The organism is Anaerocolumna sp. AGMB13020, assembly GCF_033100115.1.
Classification (GTDB): Bacteria; Bacillota; Clostridia; order Lachnospirales; family Lachnospiraceae; genus Anaerocolumna.
Genome location: NZ_CP136910.1, coordinates 4,889,879 through 4,913,328, shown reverse-complemented (window position 1 = coordinate 4,913,328; position 23,450 = coordinate 4,889,879). Strand labels below are relative to the sequence as shown.

The 23,450-nt window shown below is 40.3% G+C and carries 24 protein-coding genes; 3 read left to right on the top strand and 21 right to left on the bottom strand.

Going from position 1 to position 23,450, the window contains the following annotated elements; translation table 11 throughout:
• Positions 1-18: 18 nt before the first annotated feature.
• The 13 genes from R2R35_RS20710 to spoIIIAA all read right to left on the bottom strand — a co-directional run bounded on the left by R2R35_RS20710 (position 19) and on the right by spoIIIAA (position 9,746).
• Complete coding sequence (locus R2R35_RS20710) at positions 19-933, bottom strand: polyprenyl synthetase family protein (protein WP_317731749.1); 915 nt, start codon at positions 931-933, stop codon at positions 19-21.
• A gap of 43 nt (positions 934-976) precedes the next feature.
• Positions 977-1,255 carry an exodeoxyribonuclease VII small subunit gene (xseB, locus tag R2R35_RS20705; protein WP_317731748.1) on the bottom strand — a complete coding sequence of 93 codons (279 nt, stop codon included), beginning with the start codon at positions 1,253-1,255 and terminating at the stop codon, positions 977-979.
• Between the two features lie 147 nt (positions 1,256-1,402).
• Positions 1,403-2,617 (bottom strand): exodeoxyribonuclease VII large subunit, encoded by a 1,215-nt coding sequence (xseA, locus tag R2R35_RS20700; RefSeq protein WP_317734826.1) that lies wholly within the window; start codon positions 2,615-2,617, stop codon positions 1,403-1,405.
• Between the two features lie 99 nt (positions 2,618-2,716).
• Positions 2,717-3,121 (bottom strand): transcription antitermination factor NusB, encoded by a 405-nt coding sequence (gene nusB, locus R2R35_RS20695; protein ID WP_317731746.1) that lies wholly within the window; start codon positions 3,119-3,121, stop codon positions 2,717-2,719.
• Positions 3,122-3,217: 96 nt separating this feature from the next.
• Positions 3,218-3,604: an Asp23/Gls24 family envelope stress response protein gene (locus R2R35_RS20690; RefSeq protein ID WP_317731744.1), complete on the bottom strand. Its 387-nt coding sequence runs from the start codon at positions 3,602-3,604 to the stop codon at positions 3,218-3,220.
• 228 nt (positions 3,605-3,832) lie between these two features.
• Positions 3,833-4,660: a SpoIIIAH-like family protein gene (locus R2R35_RS20685; protein ID WP_317731743.1), complete on the bottom strand. Its 828-nt coding sequence runs from the start codon at positions 4,658-4,660 to the stop codon at positions 3,833-3,835.
• Positions 4,661-4,681: 21 nt separating this feature from the next.
• Positions 4,682-5,281 carry a hypothetical protein gene (locus R2R35_RS20680; protein ID WP_317731741.1) on the bottom strand — a complete coding sequence of 200 codons (600 nt, stop codon included), beginning with the start codon at positions 5,279-5,281 and terminating at the stop codon, positions 4,682-4,684.
• 160 nt (positions 5,282-5,441) lie between these two features.
• The gene (locus tag R2R35_RS20675) at positions 5,442-6,080 is read right to left on the bottom strand and encodes a stage III sporulation protein AF (RefSeq protein WP_317731740.1); all 639 of its coding nucleotides are present in this window, start codon (positions 6,078-6,080) and stop codon (positions 5,442-5,444) included.
• Positions 6,081-6,131: 51 nt separating this feature from the next.
• Positions 6,132-7,292 carry a stage III sporulation protein AE gene (locus R2R35_RS20670; protein WP_317731738.1) on the bottom strand — a complete coding sequence of 387 codons (1,161 nt, stop codon included), beginning with the start codon at positions 7,290-7,292 and terminating at the stop codon, positions 6,132-6,134.
• Between the two features lie 33 nt (positions 7,293-7,325).
• A complete protein-coding gene (locus R2R35_RS20665; protein ID WP_033167786.1) occupies positions 7,326-7,709 on the bottom strand; it encodes a SpoIIIAC/SpoIIIAD family protein in 384 nt (127 codons plus the stop codon).
• Positions 7,710-7,724: 15 nt separating this feature from the next.
• Positions 7,725-7,919: a stage III sporulation protein AC gene (gene spoIIIAC / locus R2R35_RS20660; protein ID WP_033167787.1), complete on the bottom strand. Its 195-nt coding sequence runs from the start codon at positions 7,917-7,919 to the stop codon at positions 7,725-7,727.
• A 118-nt stretch (positions 7,920-8,037) separates the two neighbouring features.
• On the bottom strand, positions 8,038-8,568 hold the full coding sequence (locus tag R2R35_RS20655) for a stage III sporulation protein AB (RefSeq protein ID WP_317731735.1): 531 nt from the start codon (positions 8,566-8,568) through the stop codon (positions 8,038-8,040).
• A gap of 212 nt (positions 8,569-8,780) precedes the next feature.
• On the bottom strand, positions 8,781-9,746 hold the full coding sequence (spoIIIAA, locus tag R2R35_RS20650; RefSeq protein WP_317731733.1) for a stage III sporulation protein AA: 966 nt from the start codon (positions 9,744-9,746) through the stop codon (positions 8,781-8,783).
• A 237-nt stretch (positions 9,747-9,983) separates the two neighbouring features.
• Here spoIIIAA and R2R35_RS20645 point away from each other — a divergent pair, with 237 nt between their 5' ends.
• Positions 9,984-10,763 carry a shikimate dehydrogenase family protein gene (locus tag R2R35_RS20645; protein ID WP_317731732.1) on the top strand — a complete coding sequence of 260 codons (780 nt, stop codon included), beginning with the start codon at positions 9,984-9,986 and terminating at the stop codon, positions 10,761-10,763.
• 66 nt (positions 10,764-10,829) lie between these two features.
• Here the strand turns inward: R2R35_RS20645 and R2R35_RS20640 are convergent, their stop codons facing one another.
• The 6 genes from R2R35_RS20640 to leuB form a co-directional block, all read right to left on the bottom strand.
• Entirely contained in the window at positions 10,830-12,431 is a 1,602-nt protein-coding gene (locus tag R2R35_RS20640) for an MBL fold metallo-hydrolase (protein ID WP_317731731.1), read from the bottom strand.
• Between the two features lie 134 nt (positions 12,432-12,565).
• On the bottom strand, positions 12,566-13,438 hold the full coding sequence (locus R2R35_RS20635) for a DegV family protein (RefSeq protein WP_317731729.1): 873 nt from the start codon (positions 13,436-13,438) through the stop codon (positions 12,566-12,568).
• Positions 13,439-13,724: 286 nt separating this feature from the next.
• The gene (locus R2R35_RS20630; protein WP_317731728.1) at positions 13,725-15,683 is read right to left on the bottom strand and encodes an alpha-L-arabinofuranosidase C-terminal domain-containing protein; all 1,959 of its coding nucleotides are present in this window, start codon (positions 15,681-15,683) and stop codon (positions 13,725-13,727) included.
• A 402-nt stretch (positions 15,684-16,085) separates the two neighbouring features.
• Positions 16,086-16,568 carry a 3-isopropylmalate dehydratase small subunit gene (gene leuD / locus R2R35_RS20625; protein WP_317731727.1) on the bottom strand — a complete coding sequence of 161 codons (483 nt, stop codon included), beginning with the start codon at positions 16,566-16,568 and terminating at the stop codon, positions 16,086-16,088.
• 56 nt (positions 16,569-16,624) lie between these two features.
• Complete coding sequence (gene leuC, locus R2R35_RS20620; protein ID WP_317731726.1) at positions 16,625-17,890, bottom strand: 3-isopropylmalate dehydratase large subunit; 1,266 nt, start codon at positions 17,888-17,890, stop codon at positions 16,625-16,627.
• 166 nt (positions 17,891-18,056) lie between these two features.
• Entirely contained in the window at positions 18,057-19,142 is a 1,086-nt protein-coding gene (leuB, locus tag R2R35_RS20615) for a 3-isopropylmalate dehydrogenase (RefSeq protein WP_317731724.1), read from the bottom strand.
• A 231-nt stretch (positions 19,143-19,373) separates the two neighbouring features.
• On the opposite strand from leuB, the gene R2R35_RS20610 reads away from it, so the two are divergent.
• Together R2R35_RS20610 and R2R35_RS20605 are read left to right on the top strand one after the other, a co-directional pair.
• Positions 19,374-20,282 carry a LysR family transcriptional regulator gene (locus R2R35_RS20610; protein ID WP_317731723.1) on the top strand — a complete coding sequence of 303 codons (909 nt, stop codon included), beginning with the start codon at positions 19,374-19,376 and terminating at the stop codon, positions 20,280-20,282.
• 74 nt (positions 20,283-20,356) lie between these two features.
• The gene (locus R2R35_RS20605) at positions 20,357-20,848 is read left to right on the top strand and encodes a hypothetical protein (RefSeq protein WP_317731721.1); all 492 of its coding nucleotides are present in this window, start codon (positions 20,357-20,359) and stop codon (positions 20,846-20,848) included.
• A gap of 268 nt (positions 20,849-21,116) precedes the next feature.
• Here R2R35_RS20605 and mutY read toward each other — a convergent pair whose 3' ends face one another.
• Positions 21,117-22,211, bottom strand: a complete 1,095-nt coding sequence (mutY, locus tag R2R35_RS20600) for an A/G-specific adenine glycosylase (RefSeq protein WP_317734825.1) — start codon at positions 22,209-22,211, stop codon at positions 21,117-21,119.
• A 193-nt stretch (positions 22,212-22,404) separates the two neighbouring features.
• Entirely contained in the window at positions 22,405-23,415 is a 1,011-nt protein-coding gene (gene ilvC / locus R2R35_RS20595; RefSeq protein ID WP_317731720.1) for a ketol-acid reductoisomerase, read from the bottom strand.
• Positions 23,416-23,450 lie beyond the last annotated feature (35 nt).

Sequence of the window (23,450 nt, the reverse complement as noted above, 5' to 3'; positions counted from 1 at the left end):
TCATATTTAACATTATATTTAAAACTTCCTGTTTACGAGGCTTACTAACAACTCCTCCAAAAATCCAGAGTCCCAGTTTAAGTTTTTAAGAATCAGGAGCCCCTCTTTCGTAAGTGCTTCTACTTCTTCACGGCTTTTATCAATGCCCAGAAGACTGACATAGGTTAATTTGTTATTCTTCTCATCACTGAGAACCGGTTTTCCAAGAACTTCTGTCGTAGATGTAACATCCAGGATGTCATCCTGAATTTGGAACGCAAGGCCAATAATACCTCCAAGGTGTTCCATCTTATCAATTTCCTCATCTGTCGCTCCGGCTAATATAGCACCTATCGTCAGAGAAGCCTCCAGTAATGCCCCGGTTTTCAGTTGGTACATATAGTCAAGACGTCTCTTTAACTCCTCTTTCTCTACACCGGTCAGTCTTTCTGAGAAACCTTCCATATCAACTACCTGACCGCCTAACATGCCATATATTCCGGATTTCTTACCAAGTACAGACACCGCTCTTGCTATTCTCTCTAAATGTTTCCCTTTTTGAAACGCTTTACAGGCTGTTTCAAAAGCATAATTGAGCAATGCATCTCCTGCAAGTATTCCTAAGGCCTCCCCGTAAACAGCATGGGTAGTTTTCCTTCCCCTGCGGTATTCGTCATTGTCCATTGCCGGCAGATCGTCATGTACCAGGGAGTAGGTGTGTATCAGCTCAATGGCTGTCATAAAAGGCTCTACAATCTCTCTGTCTTCGCCCTCAAACATATTATAAGCTGCCAGCATTAACATTGGTCTTAAGCGTTTCCCTCCGGCAAGCACACTATAACTCATTGCCTCATAAATCTTTCTCTGTGGTTCATTGCCTTCGGGCAGAAATAAGTTTATTACCCGGTCAATATATGCCTTATGTTCCTGACGTATTCCGCTAAATACTTCCATTCTCTATACTTTCCTCCCACTTCTGCCCTTTTATGCATTTCTTTTATTCTTCTTTGGTGTCGCTTAATACGATAAGCTGCTTTTCTACTCTGTCTATGGATTCGTTACAGCTTTTAAGTAATTTCATTCCTTCCTGATATAAAGAAAAGGAATCTTCAAGAGAGATATCCTCTGATTCCAGTTTCTTAATAATATCATTCAGTTCCAGAAAAGACTGTTCAAGATTGTTTTCTTTTTCTTTCATATGAATAACCATGCCTTTCTCACAACCTGCAGGCAGAAAGCTGCAGGTAGAATTTTGCGTGCGGTATACTAAATTCACACATTCCTCTTCCCAAGGAAGCAATGCCACCTGCTCCCTAATGTATGTAAGACTTTCGTTACGAAAACAGTCATCACCTGAAATTTTATAATTGCAGGTATAATAACTGATTGAATTTCTATGATAAGTTTACAGGTAACAGGATTATCAATTACCCGGTCTCATCACTTCATTTAACTCAGAAACTTCTGCGATAATGTCTCCATCTGTAACGCTGATTCGCAATACATCTCCTGCTGTTGTTTTCTTTATACTGTTTACAATCCGGTTATCCTTATTCACAACAAGGGAATACCCTTTATTCAGTTTCTTAAGGGGTGATAATCCTTCTAATTTCTCTATATAAATCTCCATCATATGTCTTCTGGCTGTTACTTTATGATTGATTAACTGCAAAAGCGTTTGTTCACTATCTATAAGCTGCTGCCGCTTCTGCCTGATCTGGTATATGGGACTTAAATGTTCCAGTCTGATAGTAAGACTTTCCAGTTCTTTACGGCAAAGAGACAGTTTCATCCCCATACTCCTGTTAAGAACACTCTTAATTTTATCCATTTCATACAATAAAGCCCGCAAATCCGGTACAGCAAGTTCAGCTGCCGCAGAAGGCGTGGGTGCTCTTAAATCCGAAACAAAATCCGCAATCGTTACATCTGTTTCATGACCAACAGCAGATATGACAGGAACACTGCATTGATAGATGGCTCTTGCCACAATTTCTTCATTAAAGGCCCATAAATCTTCAATGGAACCACCACCGCGCCCGACAATAATGGTATCCACACCTTTCTTTTCCAGTGCTTTAATACCTGCTGCAATTGTTCTTGCCGCTCCTTCTCCCTGAACCTGCGCAGGATAGAGATACAGCTGAACATATGGATTACGCCTCCCGGCTATGTTTATGATATCCTGTATGGCGGCTCCGGTTTTGGCTGTAACGATTCCTATGGCTTTCGGATAAGCAGGAATCTGTTTCTTATGTTCTGCCAGAAACATTCCTTCCTTCTCAAGCATTCCTTTTAATTGTTCATACTTTTGATAGAGGAGCCCCAGGCCTTCTTCGATTATTTCCTTCGCATAAAGCTGATATTTTCCGTCTCTTTCATAGACGCTTACCTGTCCTAAGACTATAACACTCTGGCCTTCTTTTAAGGTAAAGGCAAGTCCGCCTCTCTGTCCTGCAAACATTACACAGGCCATTTGTCCACCCGTATCCTTTAAAGTAAAATAGATATGTCCCGAGCTGTGGTATTTACAATTGGAGACTTCACCTTTTACATAAATATTGCTCAAGTTATAGTCTTTGATAAAGAGGTTCTTTATATAGGTATTTACCTGGGTTATGGTATAGATATTACTCATAATAACTCCTATCTGTGCCATAGTACTTCCTGAATACCAAATAGCTATGCTATTTGTTTTCAGAAAACAGATACACCTTTAGCTATCCAGGGATCTGCTTTAGAGTTCTTTGGCCAACTTAGCCAGCACTCCGTTTACAAAGGCTCCTGAGGAGTCTCCGCCAAAGAGTTTGGCAATCTCTACTGCTTCATTAATGGCAACCTTGGTTGGTACATCATCATCAAACTTTATTTCAAACACTGCAAGTCTTAATATCGTAAGATCCACCTTACCCATACGGCTTATCTTCCATCCGCTGGAGATTTCACTCAGTAATATATCTATTTCAGGCAGTTTGAGAAGTATTTTTCCGAAACGCTCTTTTAAATATATCAGATCTTCCTCCTTAGGCTCTTCTAAGGATTCAAAATACAATTCTATCTGTTCCATCATTTCATTTTCCTGGTGGAAATCCTTACGGAACAGCATTCGGAACAAATGCTCCCTTATTTCTCTTCTATTCATCTGTAACCAACCTTTCTTCACTGCACATTAACGCATAAACAACCCTTAAATAGGATATATCTAAGGGCTGCATAGGATTCATACTATTATTTTGTCTTATTTATTCTTATCGATATTAACGTCGGATATTCTTACATTCACTTCTGATACGGATAAGCCTGTCATGTTCTCAATGGCGGACTTTACTTTCTCCTGTACCTGTCTGGATGTCTGAGGTATGCTATATCCGTAATTTAATGCCAGGGACAGATCAACTGCTACAGAATCTGCACTGACATCGATCTTTACTCCCTTGGAATAACCTTTCATGCCCAGTTTACTTACCAGTTCCCTTGTGGTATTCCCACTCATAAAAGCAACTCCTTCAACTTCGGTTGCAGCAAGTGCAGCTATCGTGGCAACTACTTCATCTGCTATCTGAACTTCACCGACATTACTATCAGCATTTATTTGATAAGTGTTTCTATTTTCTTCTTTTACCAACTTTATTACCTCCTAAGTCTAAGGCATAAGCCTCTTATACAAACTATCCTTATAAGCTATTATACCAAAAATATGCCTATTTGCAAATCCTTTTATGCATCTTTTTACCTTTCCATTATTATTGCCCTTACCAAAAACTTCATTCAGCAAGTTAAATGAAATGAAAAAAGCTGCTCATCTTTTCAGATAAACAGCCCTTTCTATTATGTAGTCACAATGCCCTTTCTATTATTCATTTGCAATTGCCGGATTAACAAAAATCTGGCTTGCTTTCATCTTAGTCTGGGATTTTACAACGTCCATAATCTGTGCCAGATCCTGCTCTGTTATTTTCTCGGCATTTACAACAACATCAACTCTCTTATCCTGCATGTATACCAAGGTATCACTGAAACCTTTTGCTTCCAGCATAATCTCTGAAGCTGTTTCAATGTCTCTGATTCTTTCGATTTCCATTAATTCATTTACAGCAACCTGCTTATTTTCCTCTGATAAATTTTCAGCTTTGATAATATCCATACAGGTTTCATAATTCTCGGATCTGGTGTTCTCTCTCTTTATTTTAGTGGCAGAGAAGAAGTCAGAGGAAGTAATCGTACTTACAAGAACTGCTTCTCCGGGAGTGCTTGTTTCTTCCTTGTCACCTTTTGCATCAGCGGTCTCTTCTGTATTACTGTCTGCTTTAGCAGTGTCAGAAGCTTTGGCGTTCTCTTTACTGTCAGCTGTCTCTTTTGAATCTTCGGCAGTCGCATCATCAGCTTTAGCAGTATCCTCTGCTTTTGCTTCATCCACTGTTGCATCATCGGCTGTCTGAGTGTCTTCATCTGATAAATCAAGTGCTGAATCGGATAATAGGTTTCCCTGATCATCCAGCGAAAGGAAATCGCTGTCGGATATGTCGTCTCCCATAGTTGCTTCTGTTGAGTCATAATCATTGGTATCACTTAGATTAAAGGAATCATCATTGTTACTGCTGAAATTCAGATACCCTGCAATTATTATCATGATTGCCAGTGCTGCAATTATGATATTATTTTTCCTGAATAAATTTTTCATGCTAACCTCCTTGAAGAATCTTTATGAATTCATTTTCATTACTTTAACTTTATGTGACGGAACGCCAAATAATACCTGTACAGCTTCGATTATTTCACTTTGAATTACTGCGCTGCCGCCTCCCTGGGCAATGATAAGTATCCCCTCCAGTTCAGGCTCAATTTCCTTTAGTATATAAGGTCTTGCTACTCCATCACTGCCTTCCACCATAATGGTGGTATCATTTTGTTCTGTTTTAGTACTATTCCTGCTTCCGCCCTCCCCGTCTGCTTCATTCACGCTTTCATTGGTATTTGCTTCGTCCTTTAAGATAATTTCTTCTTTGGAGCCCTTTAGCGTAATCATCACTTCCACTGCGCCGATTCCTTCAACCTTCATCAACACATTCTTTAGGCGCTCTTCCAGATCCGTCACATAAAGTTTCGTTTCATCTTTGGTGCCAGCCGTTACCGTATTAACAACGGCAGTCCCGCTGTTTTCTGTAGTCTTTTTTGTACTTTTATCAAAAGAAGGTAGGTTAGGGATTGATAATAACACCAGAAATATTCCTGCCATCAGTAACATTACAAGCCTTGCAGGTCCTATTTCCTTCAATGTGATTTTTTTCTTTTCTTTTTCCATACTCCGGCTCCCGGCATACCGCAAGCTGTTTTTTGCGGAAGTGCTTTATTAGGGGTGGCTCCCATCTGGGTGCATGTTTACTGGTACCTTATCATAATCTCACTGCTCTGTTACTGTGTTAAAAGCAGCCTTAGTATAAAGGGAGATAAGCTGTGAGTCACTACTCCCGTATACTAATATTTATATTATCAGCATCTAAATTATAGAAGTCTGACAGAACTTTTTTTGCTTTGATTTCAACAGGACTTATAAAATCCATAACAGCCTCTGTTGATGAATTGTCTTTTTTTAAATCAATCTCGTTTATCTCCACACGGTCAATCTTAATTGTCTCCTTATCCTTGGCTTTATTAACTGCTGACTTATACACCCCCTTTACATTAAGGCCTTTCAGGCTGCCGTAACTGCTCGAAGCCGCATCCTCCTCCAGTATGATCTCAATACTTTCTGTTTCCACATCTTCTTTGTCTAACAGTTCATTTATTTTATCTGTTATCTTTGCCTTAACCTGCGTAAGAATTTCCTCCTGTCTGCTGCTCTCAATTTCTCCGAATTTCTCATTGATATCCTGTACCTCTCCGGCTTGAGCAGTTAAAGAGTTGGTCGTAAAATAATAGTCAAGGGTATTATCCAACTGAAAAATCTTAAGTAAAGGTGTTATCACGAGGATTACCAGGATAATACCGGAGATGAGGTTAATATATTTTTTGTAGGAACTCTTCCCCATAAGATTGGTAATCACACTGATCAGAACCATAAATATGACAATATCCTTAATCCAGGAATATATATAATCCACACTTACCTCCTTTCCACCTTTCCGGCCGTATTTTGATAAGTTTCTATGAAACTATGTAGTGGTAGCTGCAACGATGGTAATTGTTATTACAAAAAGGATTGCTCCTACTAACACTGTCTGTAACAGCAGCAGACAAGCATCCGCCGAAGCAGAGATACATTTAAGCATACGCTTGTCCGAGATTGGCTGGACCGCAGCACTGCTAACCTTATATATCAAAGTCATAACAGCCAGTTTTATAACCGGAACTGCACAAAGAGATACGATGACCACAACTCCCGCCACTCCGATGGCATTCTTTAAAAGGATACCGGCTCCGATAACACTTTCTGCCGCACCACTGAATATATCACCTACTCCGGGTATGGATTCCGCCGCTTTTAATACCATGGATTTCTTCATTTTATCCGACACGGGCGTTATGAGCCCTTGTACCGTATTAAATCCTATTACGACTCCTAAGAGTGTTTTTAACCCCCAGTTTATTATGGTTTCCAGTAGTTCTGTAAATTTTGACAGCATGTCTTCCTTGGATAGGTTGTTAGCCATTGTGACTACCAGATATATGTTAATCAGGGGAATAATTATCTTTACCAATAAAACATTAACAAAAGTTATCAATACTAAAGTTGTCTGATAATATACCATGGAAGTACCTGCTCCGGTACTGAAGGCAACTGCCATAAAATACGCCGGAACCATCGCTTTCATAAAGTCCAGCAGGGAAGAAATGGTTTGTGCAGCCATGGTAGACGCTGTAATAAAGGAACCGGTCAACACAGAAAACAACAACAGATATGCCACATAAAATCCGGTTTCTGCAACCTGCATATTCTGAAAGGCATATGAAAAATTCGTAAACACCGCTGCTAAGACCGCTATGGATATTAATCCCGTAAAGGTACTCAGATTTGATTTGACCTCCCCTGATACTACCTCTTTCAGGTCATCCAGTATCCCTGTAATGGAAAAGGTCCTTTTCCCGGAAATCAAATCCGTAACATACTCCATAAAATCAAAGTTATTATCTTCCGATAATGCCTGGTCGATTACTGACTGTATTTGTGTATAATCAATATCCTTCTGATTCAGTCCTGAGGTCTCATCTTTTTCTGCCGCAGTTACCACCGCTGGAAATTGCAGTAACATCATTATAAAAGCTATCGATACAAGTACTTTTATTACAAATCCCTCTCTCTTACGTTTCATCATAAGCCCTCCTCACCGGGGCACCTCATAGTAACTTCAGGAGGTAAGAAATTTATTGATGGTATCAAGCAATGCCAGTAAAATTGGCATTCCCGTTGCCAGTATGGTTAGTTTACCCACAAGCTCTATCTGATTTGCCACGGCAGTATGTCCAAAATCTTTGCAAAGGTCAGAAGTAAACTCACATATGTATGTAATACCAATAATTTTAATTAGTATCCCCAAATAAGAATCATTCAGATTAATGTAACTTTGAATCTTCTTTATCGTGCTTATAATAAGCTCCAGCCTGCTTACTCCCAGATAGAATATCAGTATACAACCAGCCAGACTAATATAAACCGAATACTCGGACTTATAATTCTTAAAGATAATTGCCAGCAATACTACACTGATCCCAACTAAGGCTATCTGTAACATCCCATTCTCCCTTTCTTATAATGTGAACAGATTCTGAATGGTCTTAAATAAGTCAGAGATATAAGGCACAATCCAGAACAAAACCAGGATAAGTCCTGCCAGTGTGGTTAGAAAAGCCTGTTCATCCCTTCCCGATTGCTTTAGTATCTGATTTAAGACTGAAACCAGAATACCTACCGCAGCGATTTTAAATATCAGGTTGATGTCCATGTTAACTCCCATCTGTGTGTCGTGGCACACGTATATTTCAGAAATTTGAAAAACATCCTCGGAAACTTTTTGTTTTTCATCTCCTCTATCCATAAATACGTAGTTGATTATTCAAGAATTAAAGCATAATGATCGTAATAAAAATCCCTCCCAGAATACCAAGCGTGTTATACATATAGGTTTTTTCCTTAACACCTTTTGAGAGTTCTTTAATCTCCTCTTCAATCTGAGACAGATAAAGATCAATGGTATTCAGCTGCATTTCTTTATCAAGATATCCCAGGTTTTCGCCGAAGCCGGATAAATTCTGCAGATCCTTTTTACTAAGAGAGGTATTCTCAAGCCCCTTAGCTACCGCCTCTTTCCATATTTCACAAAAGGAAACACCGCCATATTCACTCAGTCTTTCCGCCGCCATGGTAAGAAATTTCTTGTATCTGCCGTCATGCCGGACCGACAGAGCTTGTACTGCTTCCGGCAGCGGTGAATTAGCATACCTTATGTCACCGCGGAGCAGGGTTACGATTCTTCTTAATTCCTTCAAATCCTGGATTCTTCCCTTTAACTCACTGCTGAAATACAATCCCATTCCTGTTGAAGAAGAAAGAATCAGAACACAGCCAAGAATCTTAATAAAGGTTATAATCATTGTTGGCTCCCATCTGCATGCTTTAGCATGCGTAAAATCAAGGGGAGTGAAAATGCTTTTCTTTCACTCATGGCTCCCAGCTGCGTGCTTTCTGCACGCGTATAATCAAGGGGAGTGAAAATGCTTTTCTTTCACTCATGGCTCCCAGCTGCGTGCTTTCTGCACGCGTATAATCAAGGGGAGTGAATGTTTCTCACTCATATTCTCCCTTCTTACTTTGTCAGTAAATCGCAGGTATAAATCGGTCTGCCATTTTTGTCATAGATCTCTTCCAGATGTCCCACACTGCCTTTATTGCTGAGAAGTATGTACCGTTCAAATAATTTGTTCTCAATAAGTTTTTTCAGTAAAGGTTTATTCTTAATATCCTCCATAGAATTACCATGAACCGTTGCAATCAGTTTACAGCCGCAGTTTATAACATATTCAATCGCTTCAATATCTTCAGCGGAACCGACTTCATCCACTGCTATTACTCTGGGCGACATGGCTCTTATGAGCATAAGCATCCCCTTTGCTTTGGGACAGCAATCAAGTACATCGGTGCGGATTCCAAGGTCGTTCTGAGGCACTCCCATATAACAGGCTCCTATTTCAGACCTTTCGTCTACCACTCCTACTGTCAGTCCCTCTCTTCCCTCGAAACCATCTGAAATTAATCGTATGATATCTCTTAGCAAGGTAGTCTTACCACAGCAAGGAGGTGATATTATCAGGGTATGGCAGCAGTTGCCCTCTTCCATAAGTAGGGGAATTACCTTCTCGCCACAGCCCTTTATCTGGTGGGAAAGGCGGATATTAATAAATGATATATGCTTGATGCTTTTAATTCGATTTTCCTCCAGGACTGCTTTCCCTGCAATTCCGACTCTATGCCCTCCGGTTATGGTTATGAAACCCTGCTTTAATTCCTCTTCAAAAGCATAGAGTGAGTAGTTACTGATATATTCCATGGTCTCCTTCAGTTCATTTCTGGTAAGTATGTAACTGTTCTCCCCTGATAGTGACAATTCCGACTGCTCATTCAGGAAATATTCCGTATTACCATACACCACCAAAAGCGGAGCATTTACACGAAGCCTGATTTCCTGAAGCAGCTCATATTCTAAATCAGCTTTTGCCAAAATGTTCCGAAGCTTTATGGAAAAGATTTTTAACAGCTCTTCTTTTTTATTCATACATTCTATTTCCCTGTAAGAAAATACTATAGACTTTCAGGTACTCGTCCTCCTCCTTAAAACAATATATGTATCCTTGGAAAATTTATGACCGTATATTTTATCTTGCAAAATAGATTTTTATATATTATTCTTATGATTAACTTGATAGCTGTCCTGATTTACATAAAATACAGCGTTAATGCGCAAGTAGCGACTATTCTATAGGTGTATGAAGACACACAGACGGGAGTTCATATGAAATACGGATTAATCGGAGAAAAACTGGGCCATAGCTATTCCAAACCCATACATGAGAAGCTGGTAACCTTTCATGACAGAAAAGAGTACTGCTACGAAATAAGACCTGTTGCAAAAGAAGAGTTTCATGATTTTATGACAGCTAAGGATTTTACAGGTATTAATGTCACCATTCCTTATAAGACGGATGTAATTCCCTATTTACATGAAATAGATGCACATGCAGAAAAAATCGGCGCCGTTAATACTATCGTAAACAGAGAGGGAAAACTCTACGGTTATAACACTGATTTTTACGGCTTTCTTTATACGCTTCTTTTTCATAATTTTTCAGTGAAGGATAAAAAGGTTCTGGTGCTTGGTAATGGCGGTGCTGCCAAAGCAATCCTGGCCGTACTTCATTCTCTGAAAGCCTCAGAAATAATGCTTGTGAAACACCGGGAAGGGGTCAACTGCATCTCTTATGAGGAGGCCGCTCTTAAGCATGGGGATGCCTCTTTTATCATCAACACCAGCCCTGTAGGAATGTATCCTGTTACAGATGTCGCACCCTTGGATCTAACACCCTACAAAAGCTTGGAGGGTGTAATCGATATTATCTACAATCCTTTGGAAACCAAATTATTGGCACAGGCCAGCAAGCTTTCCATTCCGGCAGTCAACGGCCTTGAAATGCTGATAGCACAGGCAAAACGCGCTGTGGAAATCTTCCTGGATACCACCATTTCGGAAGAAGCCATACAACAGATATATGAAGAGCTTATTTTGGAACTGTAACAGCACTAAACAAAAGCTACTAAGGACACAAAAAGAGCGGTTCAAATTGAACCGCTCTTTCTTATTTTATCTCCATTTATCAAGCAGTGAATTCAGTGTATCCGTCAATTTAGAAAGCTCCTTGGAAGAACGTTTCTCGCTTTGTCGCACAACAGCCATTAACCTGTTGGCTGTATCCAAAAGACGAGCATATGCTTTGGAGGTTTCCGTACTACCTTTCTCAGTTCTGGGTGTAATTCTGATTCCTTCCTTCTTCTCAAGCCATGTACCGCTTAACAGATCAAAGGAGTCTCCGCTGTAAGGTGCTGTACTTTCCATTCCATATTCTTTCTGCAGAATTGAGGCAAATGCCTCGCAGCTTTCAGCTTCACCGTGGGTAATAAAGACTCTGTCCGGTTTTCTTTCAAAGGAATTGATCCATTTTAAGAGACCTGTCTTATCCGCATGTCCACTGGTGCCGTTAAGCCGCCTTATTTCTGCATTTACTTTAATATGTTCACCAAAAAGCTTCACTTCACTGGCTCCATCTATGATAATCCTGCCAAGGCTTCCCTCGGACTGGTGTCCTACAAATAACACCGTACTCTCAGGCCGCCAAAGATTGTGCTTTAGATGGTGTCTGATCCTGCCTGCATCACACATACCGCTGGCAGAGATAATTACTTTTACGTCCTTATCAAAATTGATTGCTTTGGAATCGTCTGCCGTAACAGCTGTTATTAGTCCGGGAAACGTAATGGGATTTATCCCTTTCTCAACCAACTCCATAGCCTGAGGATCATAGTAGCCCAGAACATTCTCCGTAAAAATCTCCGTTGCTTCATTTGCCAACGGGCTATCCACGTAAACCTTAAAATCCCTGTGTCCTTTTAGAAGGTTCTCCATTTTTATCTGCCTGATAAAATACAGCAATACCTGTGTACGTCCCACTGCAAAAGCCGGTATTACCACATTCCCCCCTCTGTCAAAGGTAGTCTGCAGGATATCTGTGAGTTCTTTTACATAATCAGGTGCCGCTCCATGGTCTCTTGTACCATAAGTAGATTCCATTACCACATAATCAGCCTCTTTGATATAAACAGGATCGTTAATAAGAGGCTGATTAATATTTCCAATGTCTCCGGAAAATACGAGTTTCTTTGTTATCCCTTTTTCCGTAATCCATATTTCTATACTCGCAGAGCCTAAAAGATGACCGCTGTCAACAAACCGAAATTCGATTCCTTCAAAGAGTCTGGTTTTTTCCTCATAAGGATGCGCTACAAAAGAATCTATGGTCTTTCTTGCATCCTCAGTTGTATAAATAGGCTCAATGGGTTTTTCGCCTTTTCTGACACCCTTTCTATTCTTCCATTCCGCTTCAAACATCTGTATATGTGCACTGTCTAAGAGCATAATCTCACATAATTCTTTTGTGGCTCCTGTAGAATGGATATGTCCCTGAAAACCGTCCTTATATAATAAGGGAAGCCGGCCGGCATGGTCCATATGTGCATGAGTCAGAAGTACCTCATGGATTTCTCTGGAGGAAACAGGTATTGGTTGGTTTACAAAAAAATCTCTGCCCTGTTCCAGACCAAAATCAATTAATATATTCTTTCCGCAAGCTTCTAGTAAATAACAGCTGCCGGTAACCTCATGAGCTGCTCCGATAAATGTTAGTTTCATAAGTAACCTCCTGTCTTCTTGTGTGATGCCGGTTCAATTAAATGTTCCAGACAATACAGTAGCATTCCCAATGGGAAATACATCATACATGACAAGGGTGAAAATTATGCCTTCATCCTATGTGTTGTTCCTTTTTATCTTTTTGTTCCAAAAAAGAATAATGCAATAGTGCCTGGACCTGAATGACTTCCGACAACCGGGCCGATATTGTTGATAACGATATCCTTTACCTGATATTTCTCCCTGATAAGACCGCTTAAATATTCCGCTTCATCGATAGCATCTCCATGTCCGATAAAAATAACCTGCTCTTGGGGATTGGTAATAGTATTCTCCAGATGTTCGAACAGGGAATTGATTGATTTTTTTCTGCCTCTTATTTTCTCCATGGGAATCAAACGTCCCTCATCATCTACGTGAAGAACCGGTTTGATATTTAAGGCTGTACCTATACCGGCACTCAGAGCACTTACTCTTCCCCCTCTTTTCAGATGAAACAGATCATCCACCGTAAACCAATGGCATAAGGAAAGAATATTTTTATCAAGCCAGGTATAGAGTTCCTCCAGCTCCATTCCAGCCTCTTTCCGTTTTGCTGCTGTATAGACACAGAGACCTTCTCCGGCGGATGCACATCTGGAATCAAAGCATTTAATGACAGCTTTTGGATATTTCTCTTCCAATTCTTCTTTTGCTATCAGGGAGGAATTATAAGTTCCGCTTAAGGCAGAGGAAAATGCCACATATAATATATCCTTCCCTTCTCTGATAATCGGTTCAAACACAGATAAAAAAGTCTCCGTATTAATTAATGAGGTAACCGATTTGCTCCCCTGCTTTAATTTATCATAAAATTCCTTCGGTGCTAATTCCCTTCCATCCGGATAATGAACAAATGCTTTTCCATCAATCTCAAAGCTCATAGGAATAGATACAATCCCAAGCTCATCAATCATCCCCTGTGCTAAATCTGACGTTCCGTCTGTTACTATAATATAGTCTCTCATTATGATCTGCCTCTTACCACTGTATAATGCGTATGGCATCCTTTCCCACTCTATTTTCTTCCAGCCAGAAGTAAACTACCGGTTTGCAATATTATCAGGTATGTTAAAATAACCTAACTTTATAGTATTATTTTACCACCTTTATTATTGTATGACAAGTTTGATTCCTATTATGCAAAATACAGACCTATCGCAGTCCCCTTTATCAGAAGGCTTTTTCCTCGTAAAAAAAGCCTGTTGCTTCTTTTCTTGAATGAAAAGAAGCACACAAGCTTTCACATTAACTTTATAAGCGTATTACGGTTAAAGAATAAGGTTTTAAGTCCAGTCTGACTGTACCATTATCTACTGGCAAGACAACTGAAACAGGTACCACTTTATCCGGCTCTTCGATTGTATTTCTGTCACTGAGAGCAGCAGCGGATAATATAACCGCTGACGCCTCCTGCTTTGCCGAATTTACGGCCTGGAGAGCAACTTCCGTCTCTCTGGCTTCCGAACCGGTATTAACAAGCTTAATAATATGTTCACCGGTTTCATCATCATAGCAGACCGTTGCATATAAAGCCTCCCAGTCACCGCCTTTTTCAAATTTAAGAGTCCTGTTTCCCATATGATTTCCATAGAGCTTCTGCACATAATAGCTTGGTGTACCGTAAGCTTTCTGATCATCGAACCAGATTAGATCCGGAGACCATTGAGTGTAGTTGATTCTTGCAAAAAGAGGAGCATAGGCAGCCAGGGAAACTACATCTCCGTTGCGTTCAAGACCTGTCATAAAAGCAGCCTCAGCCAGTGCTGCTTCCATTGTACTGACTTCCGGTCTGTTCATTCCATTCCCAAGGTGAGCTGCGTATTCACCGGCAAATACCTTGACAGTTCTTGGATATTCATCGTAGAAATCATCATTTTCTAAGAACCATTTCGGAGGCATATAATAATGCTCGTCTATCACTGCTGTGAAATTGCTGTTCTCTTCTGCTTTCTCTCTAACCCATTTCCAGGCTGCATTATATGTGTCCGTATTTACATTAGGGCCTGCGGAGCTTACTAATTTAATGTCCGGATAATATTTGTGAATTTCTTTCTCAAAACACTCATAACGGTGGAAATAATCTACTTCACTGGTTTCCCACTGTTCATTTCCAATTCCCAGATATTCCAGGTTAAACGGCTCTTTATGTCCCATTTCAGCTCTTAAGTTTCCCCATTTCGTGTCTGCATCACCATTGGCAAATTCAATTAAATCAAGGGCATCCTGTATGAACTCATTAAATTCATCCGAATCAGAAGCTACTTTCTGAGTTGACTGATATTGGCAGGCAAGTCCTACATTCTGTATGGGAATCGCTTTTGCACCTAAGTATTCACTGAGAAGAAAATATTCATAATATCCAAGTCCAAGCGTCTGGTTATAGTGGGAATAAATACTTGTAAAATCATTTTCTTGGTTATTCTCATGAACCGCCCAACGATTCCAGTTATTTCTTCTGTGGATACGCGGACCAACACTTTCTTTCCACTGATAACGGTTAGACAGTTCGTTTCCTTCCACAATACACCCTCCGGGAAAGCGAAGGAAACCAGGGGTAATATCCTTTAAAAATTGCACCAGATCTGCTCTGAATAAACCAAGAACGGCATCTGAGGGCATAAGAGAAAAGAAATCGAACTCTGCCTTACCAGCTTCTGTCAGGCACACAATAAACTCACCATTCCTTACATCCTCCTCAGACATTAAAGTAAGGGAATACTGCGTCCATTCTCCCTGTACCCCTCCAGTTGTTAAGGCTGAGGCATAAACTTTTCCCTGTCCCTTGATCTGTGCCTCAATATTTCCTTGGTACGCCTTTCCTCTGGCATAAAAAGTCAGGATATACTCTACACCTTTTTTTAAGGTAACACCATCAAATGCTCTATTGGTAAAGCCCTGCTTCTCACCGTTAGTGGTTACGGTAAGATAGTGGGGATTTGTTTTGCTGATGGGACTTTCTTCCGTGATCGAAAGGACAGCTGTACCTTCAGGATATGCTTTCCAGCCATATAATCCATCAAATTTCTGATAGTAGGCATCCTTATCGCCTCGGCTGTCCAGAAATTCAAAATTGGGGTTTTCCAGCAGCTCTGCATATAATCCCCCATCTGCTCCATAATTGATATCCTCAAAAAAGAGACCAATCATTCCTTTATTAATATCCACGCCTTTTTCACCGGTTATGGCTAATGAGCTTTTAAGCTTACTCATGTACGACCTCCTGAATGATATTATTTCTTTCTACTCTAACATAACCTTTATAGAGCTTTATGTCAATATATAATGAAGTATTTAATTATTAAATAACATAAACAGCCGGATACGATATGCTCAGCAGTAATTTTGCATGACCTCAAACAAAAAACAAGAAGCCTCCTGTTTCATTTCCCTTATGCGGTGTGTCTGAATACTCTTTTCCTAATCTGGATACTCCTTTTTGAGAGATAGTATGCGCTTTGGGTTACACAAAAATACTTCCTTCATTTAATCCCAACGCAGAATACCCAAAAATAGAACAACCAGAGCAGGAAAGCAAGTTTTCAGAACCCCAATCCAAGAGGGGGAACAAGATGCTTCTTGATCAAGCTTCACTTCTTAAGATATTAAGCAAAACTACATATTGATATAATTTATCAACCCTTCAGCCTTAATGATTTTCTGCATAAATTCAGGAAAGGGCTGGCCTTTATACTCTGTCTTCTTGGTACGATCGTAGATCATACCGCTGTCGAAATCAATTTCCACTTCATCACCAGCTTCGATTTCATCTGCCGCTTCTTTACATTCTATAATAGGAAGCCCTATGTTTATAGCGTTACGATAAAAAATTCTGGCAAAGCTTTCAGCGATTACGCAGCTGATACCTGAAGCTTTTATGGCAATGGATGCATGTTCTCTGGAGGAACCGCAGCCGAAATTCTTATTAGCTATTATTATATCTCCTTTTTCTACCCTTTTTACGAAATCCGGGTCGATATCTTCCATACATTTTTGCGCCAGTTCTGCCGGGCTGGTAGAATTTAAATATCTGGCAGGTATGATTACGTCTGTATCAACATTATCACCGTATTTATGAACAGTACCATGTGCTTTCATTTCCTACTCCTTTTCCGGGTAACCTTAATTTACCTGTCTGTTTACTATCTGAATAACTATAACCCCAATTCTTCCGGCCCTGAAATTTTACCGGTAACGGCACTGGCAGCTGCAACTGCCGGACTGGCAAGATAAATTTCTGATTCCACATGCCCCATTCTGCCGACAAAATTACGATTCGTAGTTGCTACCGCACGTTCTCCCTGGGCAAGAATTCCCATATGTCCGCCAAGACAAGGTCCGCAGGTAGGAGTGCTGACTGCTGCTCCCGCCTTGATAAAGATAGACAATAACCCTTCTTCCATTGCCTGAAGATAAATAGCCTGGGTTGCCGGGAATACGATCAGCCTCATACCTTTTTTTACTTTCCTGTCTTTAAGTACTTTGGCGGCAGCCCTTAGATCATCAATTCTTCCATTGGTACAGGAACCGATAATAACCTGGTGAATCTCAATTTCTCCTACTTCATCAATGGTTCTGGTATTCTCAGGCAAATGAGGAAACGCAACCGTAGGACGTATATCAGACAAATTTATGTGATAGGTCTTCTCATACTCCGCATCGGCATCAGCCTCATATACTTTGAATTCTTTTACCGAATGCTCCTTTATATAGCTGATGGTCTGTTCATCCACAGGAAATATGCCGTTTTTGGCTCCTGCTTCGATAGCCATATTTGCCATGGTAAATCGATCATCCATGGTAAGATTCTGAATACCCTCTCCTGTAAATTCCATTGATTTATAAAGGGCACCGTCTACTCCGATTAATCCTATGATATGAAGTATTATATCTTTTCCGCTTACCCATTTTGGGGGACATCCTGTCAGTTGAAACTTTATGGCTGCCGGTACTTTAAACCAAGCTTTACCCGTTGCCATACCAGCGGCCATATCAGTGCTTCCCACGCCGGTGGAAAAAGCTCCGAGAGCACCGTAGGTACAGGTATGAGAGTCCGCTCCGATTACAGCTTCCCCTGCAACGACCAATCCCTTTTCTGGCAGGAGTGCATGTTCTATTCCCATTTCACCGATTTCAAAATAATTGGTAATATCATGTTCTAATGCAAATTCTCTCAGACATTTACAATTCTGAGCGGACTTAATATCCTTATTGGGTGTGAAATGATCCGGAACCAATGCTATCTTGTCCTTATGAAATACTTGCTTTTTATTTATTCTTTCCATTTCCTGAATAGCTACCGGGGCTGTAATGTCATTTCCCAATACCATGTCAAGATTCGCCTCTATTAATTGCCCTGCCTCCACTTTCTCTAATCCTGCATGGGCAGCCAGAATCTTCTGGGTCATAGTCATTCCCATTTTTATTACTCCTTTCATCTGTTATACAGGTATCAAATCCTGCTGAGTAATCCAACCCGGTTTTGTTTCTGTACTATAAGAGTTGAACCTCATTCTTTCCACTTAAAATTAGTCTATTTTATGCCTGGTATACAAGTCTCTCATTACCTGATGTTTTTCATACTAACTATCTGATTTCTTCTGCAATCAAGTCACCCATTTTATCCGTTCCCACCAGGATGTTTCCGTCAGACATAATGTCAACAGTTCGATAACCGTCTTTTAAGACTTTTTGTACCGCTTCTTCTATTTTCTTCGCTTCTTCTTCCAAATCAAAGGAATATCTTAGGAGCATTGCGGCAGACAGAATGGTTGCAACGGGATTGGCTTTGTTCTGTCCTGCAATATCCGGCGCAGAGCCATGACTGGGCTCATACAATCCAAGCTTGGTCCTGCCAAGGCTTGCAGAGGGAAGCATTCCGATGGAGCCGGTCACCATGCTGGCTTCGTCTGACAAGATATCCCCAAACATGTTCTCTGTAAGAATAACGTCAAATTGTCCCGGATCCTTCACTAACTGCATGGCGCAATTATCAACCAGCATATCACTTAGTTCTACGTCCGGATAAGCTTTGCTGACTTCTTTTACGACCTGTCTCCAGAGTCTGGAGGAATCAATGACATTTGCCTTATCTACACTGCAAAGCTTTTTTCTTCGCTTTCTGGCTGTTTCAAATCCCCATAGAGCTATACGCCTTATTTCCTCTTCATCATAGGTCAGGGTATCATAGGCCTTTCTTAATCCCTCTTCCACCACGGTCTTCCTCTCACCGAAATAAAGTCCGCCGGTTAATTCCCTTACCACAATCAGGTCAAACCCATCTCCAATGATACTTTCCTTTAGCGGACAGGCCTCTTTCAAATCGTCAAACAACAAAGCCGGCCTTAAATTGGCATACAGTTTCAAACCCTTTCGTATCTTTAACAATCCAGCCTCCGGCCTTAGTTCCGGCGGCAGGCTGTACCAGTTGGATACTCCTACATTACCGCCTACAGCCCCAAGCAATACTGCGTCACTGTTCCGGGCAGTTTCCAATGCCTCATCTGTTAAGGGTACACCGTGTACATCGATAGAGGCTCCTCCCATTAAGAGTTCTGTGAAATTAAATTTATGACCATAGGTCTTTCCAATCTTAATAAGAACCTTTCTGGCTTCTCTGACTATTTCCGGCCCTATGCCGTCTCCCGGAATAACCGCTATGTTGCAATCCATAACTACCTCTTTCCTGAAAATTCAATATTAATTTTATACACACTCAAATGAATTAATGGTATTTTAACATAAGTTTTGTTATAATTGAAATACATAATACGAATACTTACTATAACTTTTAGTTATATAAATAATTGATATGGAAAATCCACAATACACCAAAACAATCAGACCGTTATAGAAGTACCATTACGCACCACCAAATATAATAATACGTAAGGAGGCAGCAAAATGGACACCAATCTAACCTTATATCGAATATTTAATTCTGTGGCAGGTACCGGAAATATATCCCGCTCCGCAAAAGAACTCTATATCAGCCAGCCCGCTGTCAGCAAAGCCATACAGACCTTGGAGGAAAGTCTGAATATGACTCTTTTTATCCGTTCTTCAAGAGGGGTAAAACTTACCGGTGAAGGCAGTGTACTCTATGAATATACAAAATCCGCTTTTGACACTCTAAAACAGGCAGAGTTAACCCTCTCCCGTATTCAGGGTCTTGGCATGGGGCACATAAGGATTGGGGTAAGCACCACTCTTTGCAAATATATCCTGCTCCCTTATCTGAAACAGTTTGTAATTGAGTATCCTCATATTAAAATAACCATAGAATGCCAGTCCACCTATAAAACCATCGATCTTCTTCGCTCAGGTAAAATAGATATTGGATTAATCGGCAAACCTGACAGTCTAAAAGACATGGATTTTTATGAAATAAAACAGATAGAGGACATTTTTGTAGGTACAAAAATTTATTTAAATAACTTAAGCCTGCAACTTCAGGAACCCTCCGTTTCTACATTGGACATACTTAAAAATGCCAATGTTATGCTTTTGGACGAGAAAAATATAACCCGCCTCTATGTTGAAGATTACTTCTCCCGTAATAATATAAAAACAAATCAGCTTTTAGAAGTAAGCAATATGGATCTGTTGATCGAATTTGCAAAGATTGGGCTGGGCATTTCCTGTGTCATCAGAGAATTCATTCAGGAGGAATTAGTAAAAGGAGAATTGATCAATCTGCCTCTAAATCCTCCCCTCAAAAAAAGGTCCGTAGGTTTTGCCTACCGGAAGGATTCCTACCTGCCTGATTCTTTGAAGCATTTTATTGACTTTTATAAGACATCAGAAAATTAGAATTGGAGTACAATAGAGTCAGACAGTACCCAGGCTGCATATACTAATACAAATATCGAAAGAAAGAACCCCCTATGACTCAGTATAATTTTTACTCCGGAACAATTATTGCAATTGAGGACATTCTTCTGGATTCAAGGGATAGCTTAGGCTGCAATAAACTGTTTACCATCGAGGATTTGGATAAAAACATTATTACCTTCCTAATAACACCCACAACCTATTTCATTGATAATACAACTGCGGTTGAAGGTGACTTTATTACTGGTTTTTATGATGCAAAAGCACCGGTTCCCTTAATTTACCCTCCAAGATTTCGTGCTCTTTTCGTAGCTGTCAACCTTGAGGATACCAACATTAAGGTGGATTATTTCGACAGGAATCTATTAAGCAGTGACGGAATGCTTAAGCTTAATATTAGCTCAGATACAACTGTGGTTCTGGAAAACGGGCAGCTTTTTTATCAGCGTCCGTCAAATCATTATCTTATTGTTCTCTATGGTCCCTCTACAAGAAGTATACCTGCTATGACAACCCCCTACAGAATTATTGTCCTATGCAGGTAACAAAGGCAGTCAGTACCTAAAGAATAGTTTTGAGTTCGATGGGATTAGCTTACCTTCTGGGTTTTAAATCTGCTAAAGTGGCGGCAGCTCTACCTGAAGCTGAATGATACCGAACTCGCGTAAAGCGTTTAGATAAGGTTTCCATTCAACCAGGCACAAGTTGCCGCCACTTATATGTGATTATGAACCCATCCGAGAAAAAATTCATGAAGGTATGCGAATCTCTTCTATTTATTCACCTGTCTTTTCTTTATGGGTTTACAGTAATTCATGTTTCAATTCCAGGTATAAACTTTTTATAGTAATCAAAAGCCGAAGGCAAAGAATATATTTCTTTTATTTCCAAAGGTGATGCCCAAACGGCCTGAGGTTTGTCATTTTCACTGGCAGCTTCATAAATACTTTTTTCTGCTGCGAATTCCTTCAGTCTTATTCTATAGCCGGTCATATGCCATTCCACATGGGAGAAAATATGTTTACTGTCTCCCAATGGGACAAGTTCTTCCACCAGATAGCCTTCCCCCTCCAGATACTCACACACTCCATCAGGTGATAATTTGCCTTCTGTTCCTGGCAGTTCATACAAACCAGCCAGTAAGCCTTTTCCAGGCCTTTTAAACAGTGCATATTTATTGCCCTGCTCAATAAGAAAAATAGTTCTTTCTGTGATCTGTCTCGGTTTTTTATCTTTTTTCACCGGAATTCTGTCTTCTGTATGATTCTTAAAGGCATTACACAGATGCATCAATGGACATTTATCGCACAAAGGTTTTCCAATGGGTATACATACTGTAGCTCCCAGCTCCATAATAGCCTGATTAAAATCTCCCGGTCTGTTCTTTGGCATTATTTCACGTAAATCATTTTCCAGCCGATTCTTCACCTTAGTCTCAGTAATATCATCAAAGCTTCCTGCTACCCTCATCATTACTCTGAGTACATTACCGTCAACAGCAGGCTCCGGTAACTGAAAGGCAATAGAGGAGATTGCACCGGCAGTATAACTCCCGATTCCCGGTAATCTCAATAATTCATGATAATCTCCTGGTAATTCACCTCCATAATCAGAGGTTAATATCTTAGCGGTCTTTTGCAGATTTCTGGCGCGATTGTAATAACCGAGCCCCTCCCAAAGCTTAAGCAGCTTCTCCTCTGAAATCTCTGCAAGAGCAGTAATATCAGGAAGCGCATGAATAAATCTTTCAAAATATGCTTTAACTGCTTCAACTCTGGTCTGCTGAAGCATAATTTCCGATATCCATACATAATAAGGTTTCGGGTTCTCTCTCCAGGGAAGTATCCTGGCATTTAATTGATACCAGTCCAATAAAAAATCTATGGTCTGGGAATAATCATATTTCATCACTCAGTAACCTTTCTAAATGCGGTTCTATACAATCTTACTCAAAAGTGCTTCATATGCCTGCCGTTTGACAGGCTTCAACTACTCTAGCCGATTCATTTTTTTAAGACTTCAACTCTCTAACAGCTTCCTTTTTTCTATCACATAAAAAACGCGCCGGAAAATAACTCCGGCACGTTTGTCTTACTGGTAATTAGTTGTTGATTAACTTATCCTTATTGGTCCAGCTCATCATCTTACGAAGTTCTGACCCTACCTTCTCTAACTGATGCTCTGATTCTCTTCTTCTCATAGCAAGGAAATTCGTACATCCGATCTGGTTTTCAAGGAGCCAGTTTCTTGCAAAAACACCTTCCTGAATATCTTTTAATACCTGTCTCATGGCGTTTTTGGTGTCTTCTGTAATGATCTTTGGCCCAGTGATATAATCGCCGTACTCTGCAGTATTGGAAATAGAGTATCTCATTCCGGCAAAACCGCTTTCATTAATCAAATCAACAATCAGCTTCATTTCATGTATACATTCAAAGTAGGCACTTTCCGGTTCATAACCTGCTTCTACTAACACTTCAAAACCAGTCTTCATAAGCTGAGTAACACCACCACAAAGCACTGCCTGCTCACCGAAAAGGTCTGTTTCCGTCTCTTCTCTGAAAGTGGTCTGAAGAACACCTGCTCTGGCTCCGCCGATTGCAAGGGCATATGCAAGTCCCATATCATGAGCCTTACCTGTTGCATCCTGAGCTACCGCTATAAGACAAGGAACTCCCTGGCCTTCCTGATACTGGCTTCTTACTGTATGTCCCGGTCCTTTTGGTGCTATCATAATAACATCAACATCAGAAGGAGGTACTATCTGTCCGAAATGTATTGAAAAACCATGAGCAAACATAAGTACATTTCCAGCCTCCAGGTTAGGTTCAACAGATTCCTTGTAAAGCTTTGCCTGTTTCTCATCATTGATAAGAATCATGATTATGTCGGCTTTTTTCGCTGCTTCTGCTGCTGTATATACTTCAAATCCCGCTGCTTCCGCTTTCTTCCAGGATTTACTACCCTCATAGAGACCCACAATGACATGAACACCGGATTCCTTTGCATTTAGTGCATGAGCATGTCCCTGACTTCCGTAACCGATAATAGCTACTGTCTTGCCTTCAAGTAACGATAAGTTGCAATCTTCCTGGTAAAAAATCTTTGCCATATCTTTTTATCCTCCTAATGAAAATATATTATTAT

Excerpts from the sequence above, each read along its gene's own strand:
- R2R35_RS20710 (WP_317731749.1), bottom strand. The coding sequence starts at position 933 with ATGGAAGTATTTAGCGGAATACGTCAGGAACATAAGGCATATATTGAC.
- xseA (WP_317734826.1), bottom strand. The coding sequence starts at position 2,617 with ATGAGTAATATCTATACCATAACCCAGGTAAATACCTATATAAAGAAC.
- nusB (WP_317731746.1), bottom strand. The coding sequence starts at position 3,121 with ATGAATAGAAGAGAAATAAGGGAGCATTTGTTCCGAATGCTGTTCCGT.
- R2R35_RS20685 (WP_317731743.1), bottom strand. The coding sequence starts at position 4,660 with ATGAAAAATTTATTCAGGAAAAATAATATCATAATTGCAGCACTGGCA.
- R2R35_RS20680 (WP_317731741.1), bottom strand. The coding sequence starts at position 5,281 with ATGGAAAAAGAAAAGAAAAAAATCACATTGAAGGAAATAGGACCTGCA.
- R2R35_RS20670 (WP_317731738.1), bottom strand. The coding sequence starts at position 7,292 with ATGATGAAACGTAAGAGAGAGGGATTTGTAATAAAAGTACTTGTATCG.
- R2R35_RS20665 (WP_033167786.1), bottom strand. The coding sequence starts at position 7,709 with ATGTTACAGATAGCCTTAGTTGGGATCAGTGTAGTATTGCTGGCAATT.
- spoIIIAC (WP_033167787.1), bottom strand. The coding sequence starts at position 7,919 with ATGGACATCAACCTGATATTTAAAATCGCTGCGGTAGGTATTCTGGTT.
- R2R35_RS20655 (WP_317731735.1), bottom strand. The coding sequence starts at position 8,568 with ATGATTATAACCTTTATTAAGATTCTTGGCTGTGTTCTGATTCTTTCT.
- spoIIIAA (WP_317731733.1), bottom strand. The coding sequence starts at position 9,746 with ATGAATAAAAAAGAAGAGCTGTTAAAAATCTTTTCCATAAAGCTTCGG.
- R2R35_RS20645 (WP_317731732.1), top strand. The coding sequence starts at position 9,984 with ATGAAATACGGATTAATCGGAGAAAAACTGGGCCATAGCTATTCCAAA.
- R2R35_RS20640 (WP_317731731.1), bottom strand. The coding sequence starts at position 12,431 with ATGAAACTAACATTTATCGGAGCAGCTCATGAGGTTACCGGCAGCTGT.
- R2R35_RS20635 (WP_317731729.1), bottom strand. The coding sequence starts at position 13,438 with ATGAGAGACTATATTATAGTAACAGACGGAACGTCAGATTTAGCACAG.
- R2R35_RS20630 (WP_317731728.1), bottom strand. The coding sequence starts at position 15,683 with ATGAGTAAGCTTAAAAGCTCATTAGCCATAACCGGTGAAAAAGGCGTG.
- leuD (WP_317731727.1), bottom strand. The coding sequence starts at position 16,568 with ATGAAAGCACATGGTACTGTTCATAAATACGGTGATAATGTTGATACA.
- leuC (WP_317731726.1), bottom strand. The coding sequence starts at position 17,890 with ATGGGAATGACTATGACCCAGAAGATTCTGGCTGCCCATGCAGGATTA.
- leuB (WP_317731724.1), bottom strand. The coding sequence starts at position 19,142 with ATGGATTGCAACATAGCGGTTATTCCGGGAGACGGCATAGGGCCGGAA.
- R2R35_RS20610 (WP_317731723.1), top strand. The coding sequence starts at position 19,374 with ATGGACACCAATCTAACCTTATATCGAATATTTAATTCTGTGGCAGGT.
- R2R35_RS20605 (WP_317731721.1), top strand. The coding sequence starts at position 20,357 with ATGACTCAGTATAATTTTTACTCCGGAACAATTATTGCAATTGAGGAC.
- mutY (WP_317734825.1), bottom strand. The coding sequence starts at position 22,211 with ATGAAATATGATTATTCCCAGACCATAGATTTTTTATTGGACTGGTAT.
- ilvC (WP_317731720.1), bottom strand. The coding sequence starts at position 23,415 with ATGGCAAAGATTTTTTACCAGGAAGATTGCAACTTATCGTTACTTGAA.